Raw genomic sequence first — 15,125 nt, 5'->3', positions numbered from 1 at the left:
GTTCGATACGGCTCAGTGCGCGGCGCTGGCCATGGTCTCGGCGCCGCGTCCCCAGACGTAGATGCAGAGGAACAGGAACAGCCAGACCACGTCGACGAAGTGCCAGTACCAGGCGGCGAATTCGAAGCCGAGATGCTGCTTCGGCGTGAAGTGGCCGGCATAGGCGCGGACCAGGCAGACCAGCAGGAAGACGGTGCCGACCAGCACGTGGAAGCCGTGGAAGCCGGTCGCCATGAAGAACGTCGCGCCGTAGACGTTGCCGGCGAAGGAGAACGCCGCGTGGCTGTATTCATAGGCCTGCACGCAGGTGAACAGCGCGCCGAGCACGACAGTGAGGATCAGGCCGTATTTCAGGCCCTGGCGATCGTTCTCGAGCAGCGCATGGTGCGCCCAGGTCACCGTGGTGCCTGACGTCAGCAGGATCAGCGTGTTCAGCAGGGGCAGATGCCAGGGATCGAAGGTCTCGATGCCCTTCGGCGGCCAGGTGCCGGGGACCGCGCAGGCGCCGGCCTGCGTGCCGAGGCCGCAGCCGAACACGGCGTCACGGGTGGCGTGGACGGCATCGGCCGGGAACAGCGCCGCGTTGAAATAGGCCCAGAACCAGGCGACGAAGAACATCACCTCGGAGGCGATGAACAGGATCATGCCGTAGCGGTGATGCAGCTGCACGACGCGGGTATGGTCGCCCTTGTACTGGGCTTCCTTGATCACGTCGCCCCACCAGCTCGCCATGGTGTAGAGCACGCCCACGGTGCCGACGCCGAACACGATCGGCGCCGCGGAGAACATGTGGTGCATCCAGGCGATCGCGCCGACCGCCATGATGAAGGCCGAGAGCGAGCCGACCGCCGGCCAGGGAGAGGGATCGACCAGATGATAGTCGTGATGCTTGGTGTGCGCCGTGGCCATTTCCGTCTCTCTCCTCAATCCCGTGCCTGTCAGGCACTTATCCCCTTGTGTATGGCCGCTTGAGCGTGAGCCCTGCGGTCAAAGATTTCCCTTGCGCTTGTCCGCCTCGCCCGATGCCAGCGGTTTCACCACCGGATCCTTCACCGGATAGAACGTGTAGGACAGCGTGATCGTGTTCAGCCCGTCGTTCTCGCGGTCCTCGGCGATCGACGGATCGACGTAGAACACGACCGGCATCTCGCGCTTCTCACCGGGCGCCATGGTCTGCTCGGTGAAGCAGAAGCAGTTGATCTTCTGGAAATAGGCGCCGACCGTCAGGGGCGCGACGTTGTAGGCTGCCTGCCCCGCAGTGGCGCGCGCCGCCTGGTTGGTGACGGTGTAGAAGACCGTCACGACCTCGCCGATATTGACCTCGATCTCGCTTTGCTCCGGCTCGAACTTCCAGGGCAGGCCGGGCGCGACGTTGGAATCGAAGCGCACCGAGATCTTGCGCGCGATCGGCCCCGTGGCCGGCGCGGAGGTCGCCACTTGCGTCGTGCCGTTGAAGCCGGTGGCACGGCAGAACCAGTTGTAGAACGGCACCGCCGCGTAGGAGGCGCCGACCATCAGCGCGACCACAGCGCCGCAGATCGAGGCAACCACCACATCGCGACCCAGCCCGCGGGCTTTGCCCGGCTCGCGATGGCCCGGCCTGGCGCTGACGTCCTGCGATATGGTCGGCTCGTGGTTCATGTTTGCTACATCGGCCGCACTAGCACTGCCGGCCCTTTGACCAAGGTGACGGCGAAGAACAGCACGACGAGCACGCCGAGCGCCAGGGCGATGGCGACGGAGCGCTGACGACGGCTCTTCCGCTGCGCCTCGGTGAGGACGATTCCTTCTGGCTCGCGTTTGTCGGCCATCGCGGTGATCATGCGCCCCCGACCATCGGAGCAAGCGCCCGATACACGACCTCGGCCAGCAGGGTCGCAAACAGCGCGAACAGATACAGGATCGAGAAGGCGAACAGCTTGCGCGTCGCGCGCAGCGATTGGCTGCGCTCGCGGCGGAGATAGACGTTGATGGCGAGCACCAGCATGCCGGCACCGAGGATCAGCGAGACCACGCCGTAGACGGCATCGAAATAGCCGAGCGCCCAGGGCGCGGCGGCGACAGCGATCAGCACGATGGTGTAGAGCAGGATCTGCAGACGCGTCGCGTCGGGACCGGCGACGTTGGGCAGCATCGGGATGCCGGCGCGCGCATAGTCGTCGGAGCGGAACAGCGCCAGCGCCCAGAAATGCGGCGGAGTCCAGAAGAAGATGATGGCGAACAGCAGCAGCGGCTCGACGTCGACCGTGCCCGTGACGGCGGCCCAGGCCACCACCGGCGGCAGCGCGCCGGCGGCGCCGCCGATCACGATGTTCTGCGCGGTCCAGCGCTTCAGGCCCATCGTGTAGATCACGACGTAGAAGAAGATGGTGAAGGCGAGCAGCGCGCCCGCGACCCAGTTGACGAGGATGCCGAGCGTCATCACCGAGAAGAAGGCGAGCGTCATTCCGAACGCCGTCGCTTCAGGGCGGGTGATGCGGCCGCGCGGGATCGGCCGGTTCGCCGTGCGCGACATCTTGGAATCGATGTCGCCTTCGAGCGCCATGTTGAGCGCCCCGGAGGCGCCGGCGCCGACCGCGATGCAGAGCAGCGAGGTGATCGCCAGCACGGGGTGGAAATGCCCGGGCGCCATCGCCATCCCGACCAGCGCGGTGAAGATCACCAGCGACATGACGCGCGGCTTGAGCAGCGCGAGATAGTCGCCAACCTCCGCTTCGGAGATGCGGGGATTGATGTCGATGGCGTTGTGGTCGAGGACGGACACTTAGATTGACTCGCTTCGTTACAGCGCCGCGGCGCCCGTCACGGGCGCCGCGGAGGATTGCTTACTGCACGCGGGGCAGCACTTCGAACTGGTGGAAGGGCGGCGGCGAGGACAGCGTCCACTCCAGCGTGGTCGCGCCGGCGCCCCACGGATTGTCGCCCGCCGGCACCTTCTTCATGTACGCGTCGAGCACGCAGTACAGGAAGATCAGCACGCCGAAACCGGAGATGTAGGAGCCGAACGACGAGACAAGGTTCCAGCCCGCGAAGGCATCGGGATAGTCGATGTAGCGGCGCGGCATGCCCGACAGGCCGAGGAAGTGCTGCGGGAAGAACACCAGGTTGACGCCGACGAAGGTGACCCAGAAGTGCAGCTTGGCCAGCCACTCATTGTACATGTAGCCCGACATCTTCGGGAACCAGTAGTACCAGCCGGCGAAGATCGCGAACACCGCCCCGAGCGACAGCACGTAGTGGAAGTGCGCGACGACGTAGTAGGTCTCCTGGAGCACGCGATCGACGCCCGCGTTCGCCAGCACGACACCGGTGACGCCGCCGACCGTGAACAGGAAGATGAAGCCCACCGCCCAGATCATCGGGGCGCGGAACTCGATCGAGCCGCCCCACATGGTCGCGATCCACGAGAAGATCTTCACGCCGGTCGGAACCGCGATGACCATCGTCGCGGCGACGAAATAGGCCTGCGTCGCCGACGACATGCCGACCGTGTACATGTGGTGCGCCCACACCACGAAGCCGATGCCGCCGATCGCGACCATCGCGTAGGCCATGCCGAGATAGCCGAACACCGGCTTGCGCGAGAAGGTCGAGACGATCTGGCTGATCATGCCGAAGCCGGGCAGGATCAGGATGTAGACCTCGGGGTGGCCGAAGAACCAGAACAGATGCTGGAACAGCACGGGGTCGCCGCCGCCGTCGGGCGCGAAGAAGGTCGTGCCGAAATTGCGGTCGGTGAGCAGCATGGTGATCGCACCGGCGAGCACAGGCAGCGACAGCAGCAGCAGGAACACCGTCACCAGGATCGACCACACGAACAACGGCATCTTGTGCAGGGTCATGCCGGGCGCGCGCATGTTGAAGATCGTGGTGATGAAGTTGATGGCGCCGAGGATCGACGAGGCGCCCGCCAGATGCAGCGACAGGATCGCGAAGTCGACGGCCGGCCCCGGATGTCCGGAGGTCGACAACGGCGCGTAGATGGTCCAACCCGCACCGACGCCGTTGGAGCCCGGTTCGCCCTCGACGAAGGTCGACATCAAGAGCAGCGCGAAGGAGGCCGGCAGCAACCAGAACGAGATGTTGTTCATGCGCGGGAACGCCATGTCGGGCGCGCCGATCATCAGCGGCACGAACCAGTTGCCGAACCCGCCGATCATCGCGGGCATGACCATGAAGAAGATCATGATCAGGCCGTGCGAGGTCACGAAGACGTTGTAGGTGTGCGCCTCGTGGAAGACCTGCACGCCCGGATACATCAGCTCGGCCCGGATCGCGATCGACATTGCCGCACCGATGATGCCGGCAATGACTGCGAAGACCAGGTACATCGTGCCGATGTCCTTGTGGTTGGTCGAATAGACGTAGCGCCGCCATCCGGTCGGATGGGCGTGCTCGTCATGTCCGTGGGCTTGCGCGTGATCGCCGTGTGCCGCTGCGCTCGTTGCCATTTTCAAATCCTGCCTTGCGTCCCGTTCGGACCTTTGGAGGTCCCGCCCTTTATCGCTTTCAGTTCCTCAGGCCGTCACCCGGCGCTTACTGCGTCGGGCCGGCCGCGGAGGCGTAGGTGCTGGTGCCGCCGCTCGCAAACTTCTTCTTCGCCGTCTCGACCCAGGAGGCGAACTCCTGGTCGCTCACCACGCGAATCGCGATCGGCATGAAGGCGTGGTCCTTGCCGCACAGCTCCGAGCACTGACCGTAGTACATGCCGGTCTTGGTGGCCTTGAACCAGGTCTCGTTCAGGCGGCCGGGAATGGCATCGATCTTGACGCCGAAAGCCGGCAGCGCGAACGCATGGATGACGTCCGCGCCCGTGGTCTGGACGCGAATCACCTTGTTGACCGGCACCACCATTTCGTTGTCGACGCCGAGCAGGCGAGGCTGCTTGTCCTGCGCCATCAGCGAATCGAACTCGAACTTGCCGTTATCCGGATAGGCATAGGACCAGTACCACTGCTTGCCGGTCGCCTTCACGGTGAGGTCCGCCTTCGGAATGTCGAGCTCCAGGAACAGAAGCCGGAACGAGGGCACCGAGATGCCGACCAGGATCAGCACCGGAACGAGCGTCCAAGCCACCTCGATCAGCGTGTTGTGAGTGGTCCGCGACGGCACCGGATTGGCCTTCGCGTTGAATTTGACGACCACGATCACGAGCAGCGCCAGGACGAACAGCGTGATCAGGGTGATCAGCACGAACAGGAAGTTGTGGAACCAGACGATGTTGTCCATCACCGGGGAACCGGACTGCTGGAGCGTCCACTCCCACGGCGCCGGCTGCCCGAGCTCGGCCAATGCCGCACCACCCGTCGCCAGCGTGATCCCAGCCGCCACCAAGGCGATGGTGGCCAATCCCAGCAACTGCCGGCCCACCCGACCCATCGACATCCTCATGTCGTTCGCGCTCCCCATCCGAAATCACCCCAAGTGCATTCCCCTGTTTCCGGGAAACGCTTATTCGATCCGCCAGTCCGACAAACCGCCACGCAAGAATACCTCTAAGAGGATTGGGGCCAGATCGCTAGAACGCGAAATCAAGCCTCTCAAACCATAATTCTTGATCTATCGCAATGCAGTCTTGAGCCCCGTCTGTCAGCGATCACCGGCAAGATATTTCCCAGCAAGATCAGACAAAAATACCGTTTCCCGCACCGCTGCGGCTTGACAGCGGAATTGCCCGCGGTAGGCACTGGCAGACAGCCGCGCAAGAACCTGATTCGTGCGGGCCATGGCGGCGTGGGCGGCGCGGAATTTGCTTGGGAATCGCCTTCAAGACGCCGTCATTTCCGTATCAGTCCGCCAGATCCGTCCGCCAAGCGCGAGCAACCCAGGCGAGCAGAGGGACCGACCCGATGGGGCTTTCGAGATCGATGGCAAGGCCGGCGAACGGCGTTCCGGCGCTCGGCGCCCTCGTGGCTGCGATCGTCCTCATGGCACTTCCGGGGCTCGCCCATGCGCAGGGCGCGGTGCGCTCCGTCCATGGCGACTGGCAGATCCGCTGCGACACCCCGCCCGGCGCCCAGACCGAGCAATGCGCCCTGATCCAGAGCGTGGTGGCGGAAGACCGCTCCAATGCCGGCCTGACCGTGATCGTGCTCAAGACCGCCGACCAGAAGAGCCGCCTGATGCGCGTGGTCGCCCCGCTCGGGGTCCTGTTGCCCTCCGGCCTCGGGCTCAAGCTCGACAACCAGGACGTCGGCCGCGCCGGCTTCGTCCGCTGCCTGCCCAACGGCTGCGTCGCCGAGGTCGTCCTGGAGGACAAGCTGCTCGGCCAGCTCCGCAGCGCCAAGACCGCGACCTTCATCATCTTCGAGACGCCGGAAGAGGGCATCGGCTTCCCGCTCAGCCTGAACGGGCTGGGTGAGGGGTACGACAAGCTGCCGTAGGCGCGGCTAGCGTTGCCAATCCTTTTGTTTCCGTAATGTGAGGCCTCGCGCCCTCGCGGAACCGGCCCGAAACCATTATCTTGCCCCACATCTTCCGCTAATGGACGGACGCATGACCAATCCTGCCACGACCTCCCTGCTCGACCGTGCCAATCTCGACCGCGACCAGGTTCGCAGCGAGGTCGCGCGCGGGCTTTCCGGCGCTGACGACGGCGAACTGTTCCTGGAATACAGCCAGACCGAAGCGCTGATGTTCGACAATGGGCGGCTGAAGCAGGCGACCTACGACACCTCGCAGGGCTTTGGCCTGCGCGCGGTCAAGGACGATGCGGTCGGCTATGCGCATTCCTCCGACGTGTCGCTGCCGGCGCTGATTCGCGCCGCCGATGCCGTGGCCGCCGTGCGCGGCGGCTATTCCGGCAGCTTTGCCGCCCCGCCGCCGCACACCAATGTCCGCCTCTATGGCGACGACAATCCGCTGGATGCGCCGGGCTTCGAGACCAAAGTCAAACTGCTCGCCGAGATCGACGCCTATCTGCGCGACAAGGATCCGCGGGTGCGGCAGGTCAGCGTCAGCCTTGGCGCGACCTGGCAGGTCGTCGAGATCCTGCGGCCCGACGGCGAGAGCTATCGCGACATCCGCCCGCTGGTACGCGTCAACATCTCCGTCGTCGCCGGCCAGGGCGACCGCCAGGAGAGCGGCAGCAAGGGCTATGGCGGCCGCGCCGGCTATGCCGAATTCATCGAAAGCAAGAACTGGCGCGATGCCGCCGACGGCGCGTTGCGCGAGGCGCTGGTCAATCTGGAATCGATCCCCGCCCCCGCCGGCGAAATGGACGTCGTGCTCGGGGCCGGGTGGCCCGGCGTGATGCTGCATGAAGCGGTCGGCCATGGCCTCGAGGGCGACTTCAACCGCAAAAAGACGTCGGCGTTCGCGGGCCTGATGGGCCAGCAGGTCGCGGCCAAGGGCGTCAACGTGGTCGACGACGGCACGATCGCCTCAAGGCGTGGCTCGCTATCGATCGACGACGAGGGCACGCCGACCAACCGCACCGTGCTGATCGAAGACGGCATCCTGGTCGGCTACATGCAGGACCGCCAGAACGCACGGCTGATGAACATGAAGCCGACCGGCAATGGCCGCCGCCAGGGTTATGCCCATGTGCCGATGCCGCGCATGACCAACACCTACATGCTCGCGGGCTACCGCGATCCGGCCGAAATCCTCGCCTCGGTGAAGAACGGCGTGTTCGCCGCGAATTTCGGCGGCGGCCAGGTCGACATCACCTCGGGCAAATACGTGTTCCAGTGCACCGAGGCCTACAAGATCGAGAACGGCAAGATCGGGGCGCCGCTGAAGGGCGCCATGCTGATCGGCAACGGGCCGACCGACCTGCACCGCATCCGCATGATCGGCAACGACCTCGCGCTCGATACCGGTATCGGCACTTGCGGCAAGAACGGCCAGGGCGTGCCTGTCGGCGTCGGCCAGCCGTCGCTGCTGATGGAGCGCATCACGGTGGGTGGAACGGGCGCATGAGCGTGGAAGACAAGATCACCGCCCCCCCCAAGCGCAAAAGCAGCGGCTGGGGTGGCCAGCTCGTGCAGCTCGCCGGCATCGTCGCCGCCGTCTTCATCGCCAAGGGCGCGCTCGCCGAGCCGTTCTACGTGCCGTCGGGATCGATGGAGCCGACGCTATTGATCGGCGATGCGCTGCTCGCCTCGAAGTTCCCCTATGGCTACGGCACCTCGTCGCTGCCGATTCAGATCAGCCTGCCCGAGAGCGGCCGTGTCTTCGCGGAGACGCCGAAGCTCGGCGACGTCGTCGTGTTCCGCTGGCCCGGCGATCGCTCGCAGGCCTGGGTCAAGCGCGTCGTGGGCCTGCCCGGCGACCGCATCCAGATGCGGCAGGGCCAGCTCTTCATCAACGACCGCCCCGCCGAGCTGAAGCCCGATGGCGTCGGCGCCGCCGAGGACGACCATGGCGGCAGCGAGCCCGCCTATCGCTATGTCGAGACGCTGCCGAACGGCGTCTCGCATCTGATCTTCAAGATGCGCGACAGCGGTCCGCTCGACAACACGCCGGAGGTGACGGTGCCGGCCGGGCATCTGTTCGTGCTCGGCGACAACCGCGACAATTCCGCCGACAGCCGCGTGCCGCTGCGCTCCGGCGGCGTCGGCCTGTTGCCGATCGACAATCTGATCGGCCGTGCAGACGCAGTGGTCGGCTCCTGGGATCTCGGCATGCGCAGCCAGCCGGTGTGGACCTGGCTGTCCGGCTTCAGGCTGGCGCGGTTCTTCACCGCCGTGCATTGATTGACCGCAGGGTGAGCAAGGAGGAATTCCTCGCGCTCGCCTTGCGCAATCCCGTCAACGCCGCGATCCTCGACGAGCTGCACCGGCTTGCGCTGCCGGATGCCTGGCTGGTGTCGGGATGCCTGGTGCAGACGGTGTGGAACGTGCTCACGGGACGTCCGATCGACCACGGCATCGCCGACTACGACGTGTTCTATTTCGATCCCGACACATCGTGGGAGGCCGAGGACGCGGTGATCCGGAATGTCTCTGCCCGGCTCGGTCATCTCGGCGTCAAGATCGAGACCCGCAATCAGGCGCGCGTGCATCTGTGGTATCCCGCCAAGCACGGCCTGCCTTATCCGCCCCTGACATGCTCGACCGGCGGCATCGACCGCTTCCTCACGCAGAACACGCAAATCGGCGTGAGATGCGCAAACAATGGCTACGAGGTCTACGCACCGCATGGCTTCGATGATTTCGGAGGGCTGATTGCGCGGCCCAATCCGGGACCGAATTTTTCGACGGCGAGTTATGCGGCAAAGGCGGCACGATGGAAGGCGCTGTGGCCGGAGATCATGGTGATTGCGGCCGAATGAGATGCCGCGTCACCCGCTTCGTCATTGCGAGCGCAGCGAAGCAATCCAGACTGTTTCCGCGGAGGGATTCTGGATTGCTTCGCTGCGCTCGCAATGACGGTGGACAGAGCTGTGCCTACCGCACCACGCCCGACGTGAACCCTGCCTTCCTGCGCGGCGGCTTGATTTCCTTCTTCAGGAAGCAGCGCGCCTCGCGCCCGGTATAGCCGGGGCGGGCATAGGTGAAGGCACGGCATTTGTTGTCGGCGGTGCAGGCGGCCTTGCAGGCCTCGACGCTTTCGCCGTCCTTGAGCTCGAAATTGCGCAAGTCGCCGCCGGGGCGGTCGATCGAGGTCTCGACGCCTTCGACGCGCGGCTCGATCACGCCGGCGCCGCGCACCCCCGAGATACAGCAACTGCCCGGCACGCGCGCCGGCACGGTGTTCTTCAGCCAGCACACCGCCGAGCCGCCTTCGACGTCGGGATAGTTGAAGCTCCAGGAGCGGCAGCGGCGATCGCGCTCGCACAGCAGCGCGCAATCCTCGGGATCGCCCGAGGTGACGGGCGTGCTGAAATAGTCGCCGCCGGGCCGGTCGAAGGCGGTCTGGGCAGCCGCCGGCACGCTCGCACATGCAAGCGAAAGCAGCGTGACACATGCCGCGGTGGCCATGACGGCCCCGGACAGGCGGCCCTTCCCCATCGGAACAGCTTTCGGGTTGTTGACGACGCTCAGTTTTTTTCAGCCGATCATTTGATCGCCGCAAACCTGTATGGGCGATGAACGGCTGAATCCCGGATGCCCGGCTTCAGAGGTCTAGAAAGCGTATTCCGCGTAGGCTGGTTCCACCGAGCCCTTCCAGGGACCGTTGAATTTATCCAGCATTTCCTCGGCCGGCGTCCGGCCGGCATCGATGATGCGATCGAGCGGCTCGAGATGCCGCGTTTCGTCGCGGCCGAGCTGGTCGATCCGGCCGCGCCGGCGCAGGCCGGCATGGGCCAGTACGAGGCATTCCTTGGCGATCTCGAACAAATAGCGGTCCTTGATCCGCGCCTTGAAGCCCATGCGCGGCACGTCGTCGCGCAGGGCCTGACGTTCGTGCGCGCTCCAGTGCTTGACGATCTCCCAGGCAGCATCGAGCGAGGCATCGTCGTAGAGCAGCCCGACCCAGAACGCCGGCAGCGCCGGCAAGCGGCCCCATGGACCGCCGTCGGAGCCGCGCATCTCGAGATAGCGCTTGAGCCGCACTTCCGGGAAGATTGTCGAGAGGTGGTTGGCCCAGTCCGACAAGGTCGGACGCTCGCCGGGAAGGTTGTTGTTGCGGCCGTCGAAGAAGGCGCGGAACGAGGAGCCCGAGACGTCGATATATTCCTCGCCGCGCTTGACGAAATACATGGGCACGTCCAGCGCGTAATCGACATAGCGCTCGAACCCCATGCCGTCCTCGAACGCCCACGGCATCATGCCCGAACGGGCATTGTCGGTATCGCGCCAGATTTCGGAGCGGAAGGAGAGGAAGCCGTTCGGCCGGCCCTCGGTGAACGGCGAATTGGCGAACAGCGCGGTCGCGACCGGCTGAAGCGCGAGCGAGACGCGCAGCTTCTTCACCATGTCGGCTTCGGAGGAGAAGTCGAGATTGGTCTGCACCGTGCAGGTCCGGTACATCATGTCGAGGCCGTATTGGCCGACCTTCGGCATGTAATTGGTCATGATCTTGTAGCGGCCTTTGGGCATCACCGGGATGTCGGCGCGCGACCAGGACGGCGTCATGCCGAGGCCGAGGAAGCCGATGCCGAGCGGCGTTGCGATCTCGCGCACCTGCGCCAGGTGCGCCATCAGCTCGCTCTGGGTCTGGTGCACGTTCTCGACCGGCGCGCCGGACAGCTCGAACTGGCCGCCGGGCTCGAGCGAGATCGCGCCGCCGCCGGTGACGTCGTAGAGGCCGATGATGTTGCCCTGCTCCATGATCGGCTCCCAGCCGAGCAGGAGCTTCATGCCTTCGAGCAGCGCGCCGATGCCGCGCGCGCCCTCGTACGGCACCGGACGATGGCCTTCGAGCGTGAACGGCGTCTTCTCGTGCTCGGTGCCCATGCGGAACTCGGACGGGTCCTTGCAGCCTGCCTCGAACCACGCGACGAGCTCGTCGCGTGATTGCAGCGGCGTCATGTCGATCTGGTCTCGCGCCATATCAAACTCTAATCAAAAGCGCTTCGACCGAACGCGCGCGGGTGACAGGGACGGCCCGCGAACCCACCGGTTGCACGGGCGAGCGGATTTGCCGCGCGATCATCGCGTCGGCATGCTTTCGTTGGCGGCCACGGGCGGCAGTTTCATCTCGCCGCAGGAGCAGCCCAGGCGGTCGAGCAGATTGCTGAGCTTGACGGCGTCGGCGTCCGACAATTTCGAACCGACATATTTCTCGATCGCGGCCGAATAGGCGCCCCACATCCGCTTCTGCAGCTCGCGGCCGGCTTCGGTGATCTCGACGAACTGGCCGCGCTTGTCGATCTTGCATTCGCGCCGCGAGGCGAGGCCCTCGTCGACCAGGCGGTCGATCAGCCGCGAGGTGGAATATTGCGGGATCAGCATCTGCCGCTCGAGCTCGACCGGCCGCAACTCGCCCGAGGGCGCCCGCGACAGTTCAAGCAGCGCGTCATACCAGGCCAGCGGTGGAAAGCCCGCTTTCTTCAAGTCCTGCTCGACGCAATCGAGCACGCGGCTCTGCACCCGCATCAGGCGGATCCAGGCGGCGGTTGCCTCGGTCGATGGTTTGCGTTTCATGATCCCGCTCAAGCTCGTCGCTCGTCTCTTACCCCATTCGATGCACCTGCATCAATCTTGACTATTTCAAGCAGGTGCATGTAGTCGTTCTTTCGGCCGAACCAAGCGTCAAGGGAAGGAAATTCCTCGAAAACCGGACGGTTGCTCGGTGCGCCTCCGAAGCGCGCTCCTGAAGGCGGGGCCCGCCCGTATGGCCTGGTCGAGGTCGGTATCGGCGGCGCCAAGAAGCCCGAAAATGGTGAGGAATATCTGAAGCTGAGCCCAAGGCCCTGCGCTGGGCCTCCACGGCGGCGAGATCGTGACGGAAGCCCCGGAGATTGTCCAGATCATCGCCGCTCAGGCCTTGGCCGAGGCGCCAGCTGCGCAGTCTTGGAACATCAATGGCCATCGAAGCGATGATCCGGCCCCTTGGGGGTTGTGAACCACTTGTTCAGCGCCGACGTCGAAGGAACATCCCCAGGAGACACTACCTCCATGAACATGATCGTCCTCATGACCGCCGCCGGCGCGCCGCTCGCGATGCTCGGGCTCTCGACGCCGGTCGCGCGGGAGCGCAATTGCATCTTCATGATCCATCCGCAGATCACCTCTTCCGTGTTCGAGAGCAAGGAAGGCAAGATCGTCTTTCCGGACCGGCCGACCGAATATCCCTGCCGCTACGCCAAGACAAAAAGCGGCGCGGACATCGCCTTCACCAATCAGAACGGCTGGCGTTTCGAGGTGCGCATCGGCCGCGGCGACGAAGGCAGCTGGAAGGCCAGCCTCGTTGACGAGGCGGTAGCGGGACGCGCCTTCTCGCCGTTCGGCGACCGCAAATAAAAAGGCCGGATCGACGATCCGGCCTTTCGTTTCTGCGAAGTCCCGACGCTTCCGTCAGGCTGCCGCCTTCTTCGGCGCGAAGCGGCCGTAGAAGGTCTCACCCTTCGCCGCCATCTCCTCCAGCAGCTTCGGCGGGGTGAAGCGCGAGCCGTACTTCGCCTCCAGCTTGTGACAGAGCTCGACGAACTTCTTCGTGCCCATGAAGTCGATGTAGGACAGCGTGCCGCCGGTGAACGGTGCGAAGCCGAAGCCGAGGATCGAGCCGACATCGGCCTCGCGCGGATCGGTGATGACGTGGTCCTCGACGGTGCGCGCGGCTTCCACCGCCTGCACCACCAGGAAGCGCTGCTTCAGCTCCTCGATATCGAGCGTGTCGGGATCGAGCTGCTTCGGCTGCAACGCGGAGAGGCCCGGCCACAGGCTCTTCTGGCCCTTACCCTTCTCGGGGTAGTCGTAAAAGCCCTTGCTGTTCTTGCGCCCCAGCCGGCCCTGCTTTTCGACCATCTCCACCATCAGCTTCTTCTGCTCGGGATTGATGGCGTTGGGGCCGAGATCGGCTTCGGTCGCCTTCATGATCTTCAGGCCGAGGTCGAGCGCGACCTCGTCCGACAGTGAGAGCGGGCCGACCGGCATGCCGGCCATCTTGGCGCAGTTCTCGATCATCGCCGGCGGCACGCCCTCCAGGAACATCTCGTTGCCCTCGGCGACGTAGCGGCCGACGCAGCGATTGGCGAAGAAGCCTCTGGAGTCGTTGACCACGATCGGCGTCTTGCCGATCTGGCGGACGTAGTCGAGCGCCGTCGCGAGCGCGACGTCGCCGGTGTTCTTGCCGAGGATGATCTCGACCAGCATCATCTTCTCGACCGGCGAGAAGAAGTGGATGCCGATGAACTTGCCCTGGTCCTTGAAGCTCTCGGCCAGCGAAGTAATCGGCAGCGTCGAGGTGTTGGAGGCGAAGATTACGTCGGGCTTCAGATATTCCTGCGCCTTGGCAAACGTCTCCGCCTTGACCTTGCGGTCCTCGAACACGGCCTCGATGACGAGGTCGACGTCCTTCAGCGCCGCGTAGTCCGCGGTCGGCGTGATGCGCGCGAGCAGCGCTTCGGCGTCGCCGGGCTTGGCGCGGCCCTTCTTGATCTGCTCCTCGATCACCTTCTGCGCATGTGCCTTGCCCTTGTCGGCACTCTCCTGGTCGCGGTCGATCAGGACGACGTCGAGGCCGGCGCGGGCCGAGACGTAGCCGACGCTGGCGCCCATGAAACCGGCGCCGATCACGGCGATCTTCTTCACCTTCGTTGGAGCTACGTCCTTCGGACGGCGCGCACCCTTGTTGAGCTCCTGCATCGACAGGAACAGGCTGCGGATCATTGCCGCCGCCTCCTTCGAGCGCAGCACCGAGGTGAAGTAGCGCGACTCCACGCGGAGCGCGGCATCGATCGGCAGCTGCAGGCCTTCATAGACGCAGCTCATGATCGCGCGCGCGGCCGGGTAATTGTCGTAGGTCTCGCGACGATAGATCGCGTTGCCGGCCGGGAACATCATCATGCCGGCCTTGGAGAACACCGGGCCGCCCGGGAGCTTGAAGCCCTTCTCGTCCCACGGCGCGATCGCCTTGCCGCCGCCCTTGATCCAGTCCTTCGCCGCCTTGATGAGATCGGCGGCGGGCACGATGGCGTGGATCAGGTTCAGCGCCTTGGCCTTGTCGACCGTGACGGGATCGCCCTTGAGCAGGATCGTCATGGCGTCCTGCGGCGGCACCAGGCGCGGCACGCGCTGCGTGCCGCCGGCGCCCGGGAACAGGCCGACCTTCACCTCGGGCAGGCCGAGCCGAGTCTTCGAGTTCTCCGACGCGACGCGGTAGTGGCAGCACAACGTGATCTCGAAGCCGCCGCCGAGCGCGAGACCGTTGATCGCGGCCGCCCACGGCTTGCCTGAGGTCTCGATACCGCGCAGCACCTGCGAGAAGCGGCGGCTCTGGTCGAACAGCATCTGGTTGGCCGCGGTCTCGCCCTGCTCCTTGAAAACCTTGGCATAGGCCTGATTCATGCCTTCGAGCATGGACAGATCGGCGCCGGCGCAGAACGCTTCCTTGGCCGAAGTGATGACGACGCCCTTCACCGCGGCATCAGCCGTGGTCGCCTTGACGATCGCCTCGAGCTCGTTGGTCGAGGTCTCGTCGAGCACGTTCATGGAGCGGCCCGGGATGTCCCAGGTGACGAGCGCGATGCCGTCTGCGTCGGTCTCAACCTTGAAGTTCTTGTACGACATGTT

General features: G+C 65.1%; 15 protein-coding genes. 5 read left to right on the top strand and 10 right to left on the bottom strand.

Annotated elements, in window-relative coordinates:
* Positions 1-12: 12 nt before the first annotated feature.
* The 6 genes from BDOA9_RS08330 to coxB all read right to left on the bottom strand — a co-directional run bounded on the left by BDOA9_RS08330 (position 13) and on the right by coxB (position 5,391).
* Entirely contained in the window at positions 13-909 is an 897-nt protein-coding gene (locus tag BDOA9_RS08330) for a cytochrome c oxidase subunit 3 (protein ID WP_025033485.1), read from the bottom strand.
* A gap of 78 nt (positions 910-987) precedes the next feature.
* Positions 988-1,641, bottom strand: coding sequence for a cytochrome c oxidase assembly protein (locus BDOA9_RS08325; RefSeq protein ID WP_025033484.1), 654 nt, complete (start codon positions 1,639-1,641; stop codon positions 988-990).
* A gap of 5 nt (positions 1,642-1,646) precedes the next feature.
* A complete protein-coding gene (locus BDOA9_RS08320) occupies positions 1,647-1,823 on the bottom strand; it encodes a hypothetical protein (RefSeq protein ID WP_025033483.1) in 177 nt (58 codons plus the stop codon).
* Positions 1,820-2,764: a heme o synthase gene (locus BDOA9_RS08315; protein WP_025033482.1), complete on the bottom strand. Its 945-nt coding sequence runs from the start codon at positions 2,762-2,764 to the stop codon at positions 1,820-1,822. Before BDOA9_RS08315 ends, BDOA9_RS08320 begins: the two co-directional genes overlap by 4 nt.
* Before the next feature lie 61 nt (positions 2,765-2,825).
* A complete protein-coding gene (gene ctaD / locus BDOA9_RS08310; protein WP_025033481.1) occupies positions 2,826-4,451 on the bottom strand; it encodes a cytochrome c oxidase subunit I in 1,626 nt (541 codons plus the stop codon).
* A gap of 85 nt (positions 4,452-4,536) precedes the next feature.
* Positions 4,537-5,391: a cytochrome c oxidase subunit II gene (gene coxB, locus BDOA9_RS08305; RefSeq protein ID WP_025033480.1), complete on the bottom strand. Its 855-nt coding sequence runs from the start codon at positions 5,389-5,391 to the stop codon at positions 4,537-4,539.
* A gap of 458 nt (positions 5,392-5,849) precedes the next feature.
* On the opposite strand from coxB, the gene BDOA9_RS08300 reads away from it, so the two are divergent.
* From BDOA9_RS08300 to BDOA9_RS08285, 4 genes are all read left to right on the top strand, one after another.
* Positions 5,850-6,383, top strand: a complete 534-nt coding sequence (locus BDOA9_RS08300) for an invasion associated locus B family protein (RefSeq protein WP_025033479.1) — start codon at positions 5,850-5,852, stop codon at positions 6,381-6,383.
* A 112-nt stretch (positions 6,384-6,495) separates the two neighbouring features.
* Positions 6,496-7,923, top strand: coding sequence for a metalloprotease TldD (tldD, locus tag BDOA9_RS08295; protein WP_025033478.1), 1,428 nt, complete (start codon positions 6,496-6,498; stop codon positions 7,921-7,923).
* Positions 7,920-8,699: a signal peptidase I gene (lepB, locus tag BDOA9_RS08290; protein WP_025033477.1), complete on the top strand. Its 780-nt coding sequence runs from the start codon at positions 7,920-7,922 to the stop codon at positions 8,697-8,699. The genes tldD and lepB overlap by 4 nt, the downstream gene beginning before the upstream one ends.
* Positions 8,700-8,710: 11 nt before the next feature.
* Positions 8,711-9,277, top strand: a complete 567-nt coding sequence (locus BDOA9_RS08285) for a nucleotidyltransferase family protein (protein WP_025033476.1) — start codon at positions 8,711-8,713, stop codon at positions 9,275-9,277.
* 115 nt (positions 9,278-9,392) lie between these two features.
* Here the strand turns inward: BDOA9_RS08285 and BDOA9_RS08280 are convergent, their stop codons facing one another.
* From BDOA9_RS08280 to BDOA9_RS08270, 3 genes are all read right to left on the bottom strand, one after another.
* Positions 9,393-9,956 carry a PAN domain-containing protein gene (locus BDOA9_RS08280; RefSeq protein ID WP_025033475.1) on the bottom strand — a complete coding sequence of 188 codons (564 nt, stop codon included), beginning with the start codon at positions 9,954-9,956 and terminating at the stop codon, positions 9,393-9,395.
* Between the two features lie 114 nt (positions 9,957-10,070).
* Positions 10,071-11,441 carry a glutamate--cysteine ligase gene (locus tag BDOA9_RS08275; RefSeq protein WP_025033474.1) on the bottom strand — a complete coding sequence of 457 codons (1,371 nt, stop codon included), beginning with the start codon at positions 11,439-11,441 and terminating at the stop codon, positions 10,071-10,073.
* A 99-nt stretch (positions 11,442-11,540) separates the two neighbouring features.
* Positions 11,541-12,035, bottom strand: a complete 495-nt coding sequence (locus BDOA9_RS08270) for a MarR family winged helix-turn-helix transcriptional regulator (protein ID WP_025033473.1) — start codon at positions 12,033-12,035, stop codon at positions 11,541-11,543.
* A gap of 474 nt (positions 12,036-12,509) precedes the next feature.
* Here BDOA9_RS08270 and BDOA9_RS08265 point away from each other — a divergent pair, with 474 nt between their 5' ends.
* Positions 12,510-12,854, top strand: coding sequence for a hypothetical protein (locus BDOA9_RS08265; RefSeq protein ID WP_025033472.1), 345 nt, complete (start codon positions 12,510-12,512; stop codon positions 12,852-12,854).
* 54 nt (positions 12,855-12,908) lie between these two features.
* Here BDOA9_RS08265 and BDOA9_RS08260 read toward each other — a convergent pair whose 3' ends face one another.
* The gene (locus BDOA9_RS08260) at positions 12,909-15,122 is read right to left on the bottom strand and encodes an FAD-dependent oxidoreductase (protein ID WP_025033471.1); all 2,214 of its coding nucleotides are present in this window, start codon (positions 15,120-15,122) and stop codon (positions 12,909-12,911) included.
* Between the last annotated feature and the right edge of the window lie 3 nt (positions 15,123-15,125).

Origin of the sequence: Bradyrhizobium sp. DOA9, from assembly GCF_000617845.2 — a bacterium.
Classification (GTDB): Bacteria; Pseudomonadota; Alphaproteobacteria; order Rhizobiales; family Xanthobacteraceae; genus Bradyrhizobium.
Note: the sequence above shows the minus strand (reverse complement) of the source record. Positions and strands in the feature narration are given on the sequence as shown.

What these genes read in the sequence shown, in the direction of transcription:
- BDOA9_RS08330 (WP_025033485.1), bottom strand. Translation starts at nt 909, where the DNA reads ATGGCCACGGCGCACACCAAGCATCACGACTATCATCTGGTCGATCCC.
- BDOA9_RS08325 (WP_025033484.1), bottom strand. Translation starts at nt 1,641, where the DNA reads ATGAACCACGAGCCGACCATATCGCAGGACGTCAGCGCCAGGCCGGGC.
- BDOA9_RS08320 (WP_025033483.1), bottom strand. Translation starts at nt 1,823, where the DNA reads ATGATCACCGCGATGGCCGACAAACGCGAGCCAGAAGGAATCGTCCTC.
- ctaD (WP_025033481.1), bottom strand. Translation starts at nt 4,451, where the DNA reads ATGGCAACGAGCGCAGCGGCACACGGCGATCACGCGCAAGCCCACGGA.
- coxB (WP_025033480.1), bottom strand. Translation starts at nt 5,391, where the DNA reads ATGAGGATGTCGATGGGTCGGGTGGGCCGGCAGTTGCTGGGATTGGCC.
- BDOA9_RS08300 (WP_025033479.1), top strand. Translation starts at nt 5,850, where the DNA reads ATGGGGCTTTCGAGATCGATGGCAAGGCCGGCGAACGGCGTTCCGGCG.
- tldD (WP_025033478.1), top strand. Translation starts at nt 6,496, where the DNA reads ATGACCAATCCTGCCACGACCTCCCTGCTCGACCGTGCCAATCTCGAC.
- lepB (WP_025033477.1), top strand. Translation starts at nt 7,920, where the DNA reads ATGAGCGTGGAAGACAAGATCACCGCCCCCCCCAAGCGCAAAAGCAGC.
- BDOA9_RS08280 (WP_025033475.1), bottom strand. Translation starts at nt 9,956, where the DNA reads ATGGGGAAGGGCCGCCTGTCCGGGGCCGTCATGGCCACCGCGGCATGT.
- BDOA9_RS08275 (WP_025033474.1), bottom strand. Translation starts at nt 11,441, where the DNA reads ATGGCGCGAGACCAGATCGACATGACGCCGCTGCAATCACGCGACGAG.
- BDOA9_RS08270 (WP_025033473.1), bottom strand. Translation starts at nt 12,035, where the DNA reads ATGAAACGCAAACCATCGACCGAGGCAACCGCCGCCTGGATCCGCCTG.
- BDOA9_RS08265 (WP_025033472.1), top strand. Translation starts at nt 12,510, where the DNA reads ATGAACATGATCGTCCTCATGACCGCCGCCGGCGCGCCGCTCGCGATG.
- BDOA9_RS08260 (WP_025033471.1), bottom strand. Translation starts at nt 15,122, where the DNA reads ATGTCGTACAAGAACTTCAAGGTTGAGACCGACGCAGACGGCATCGCG.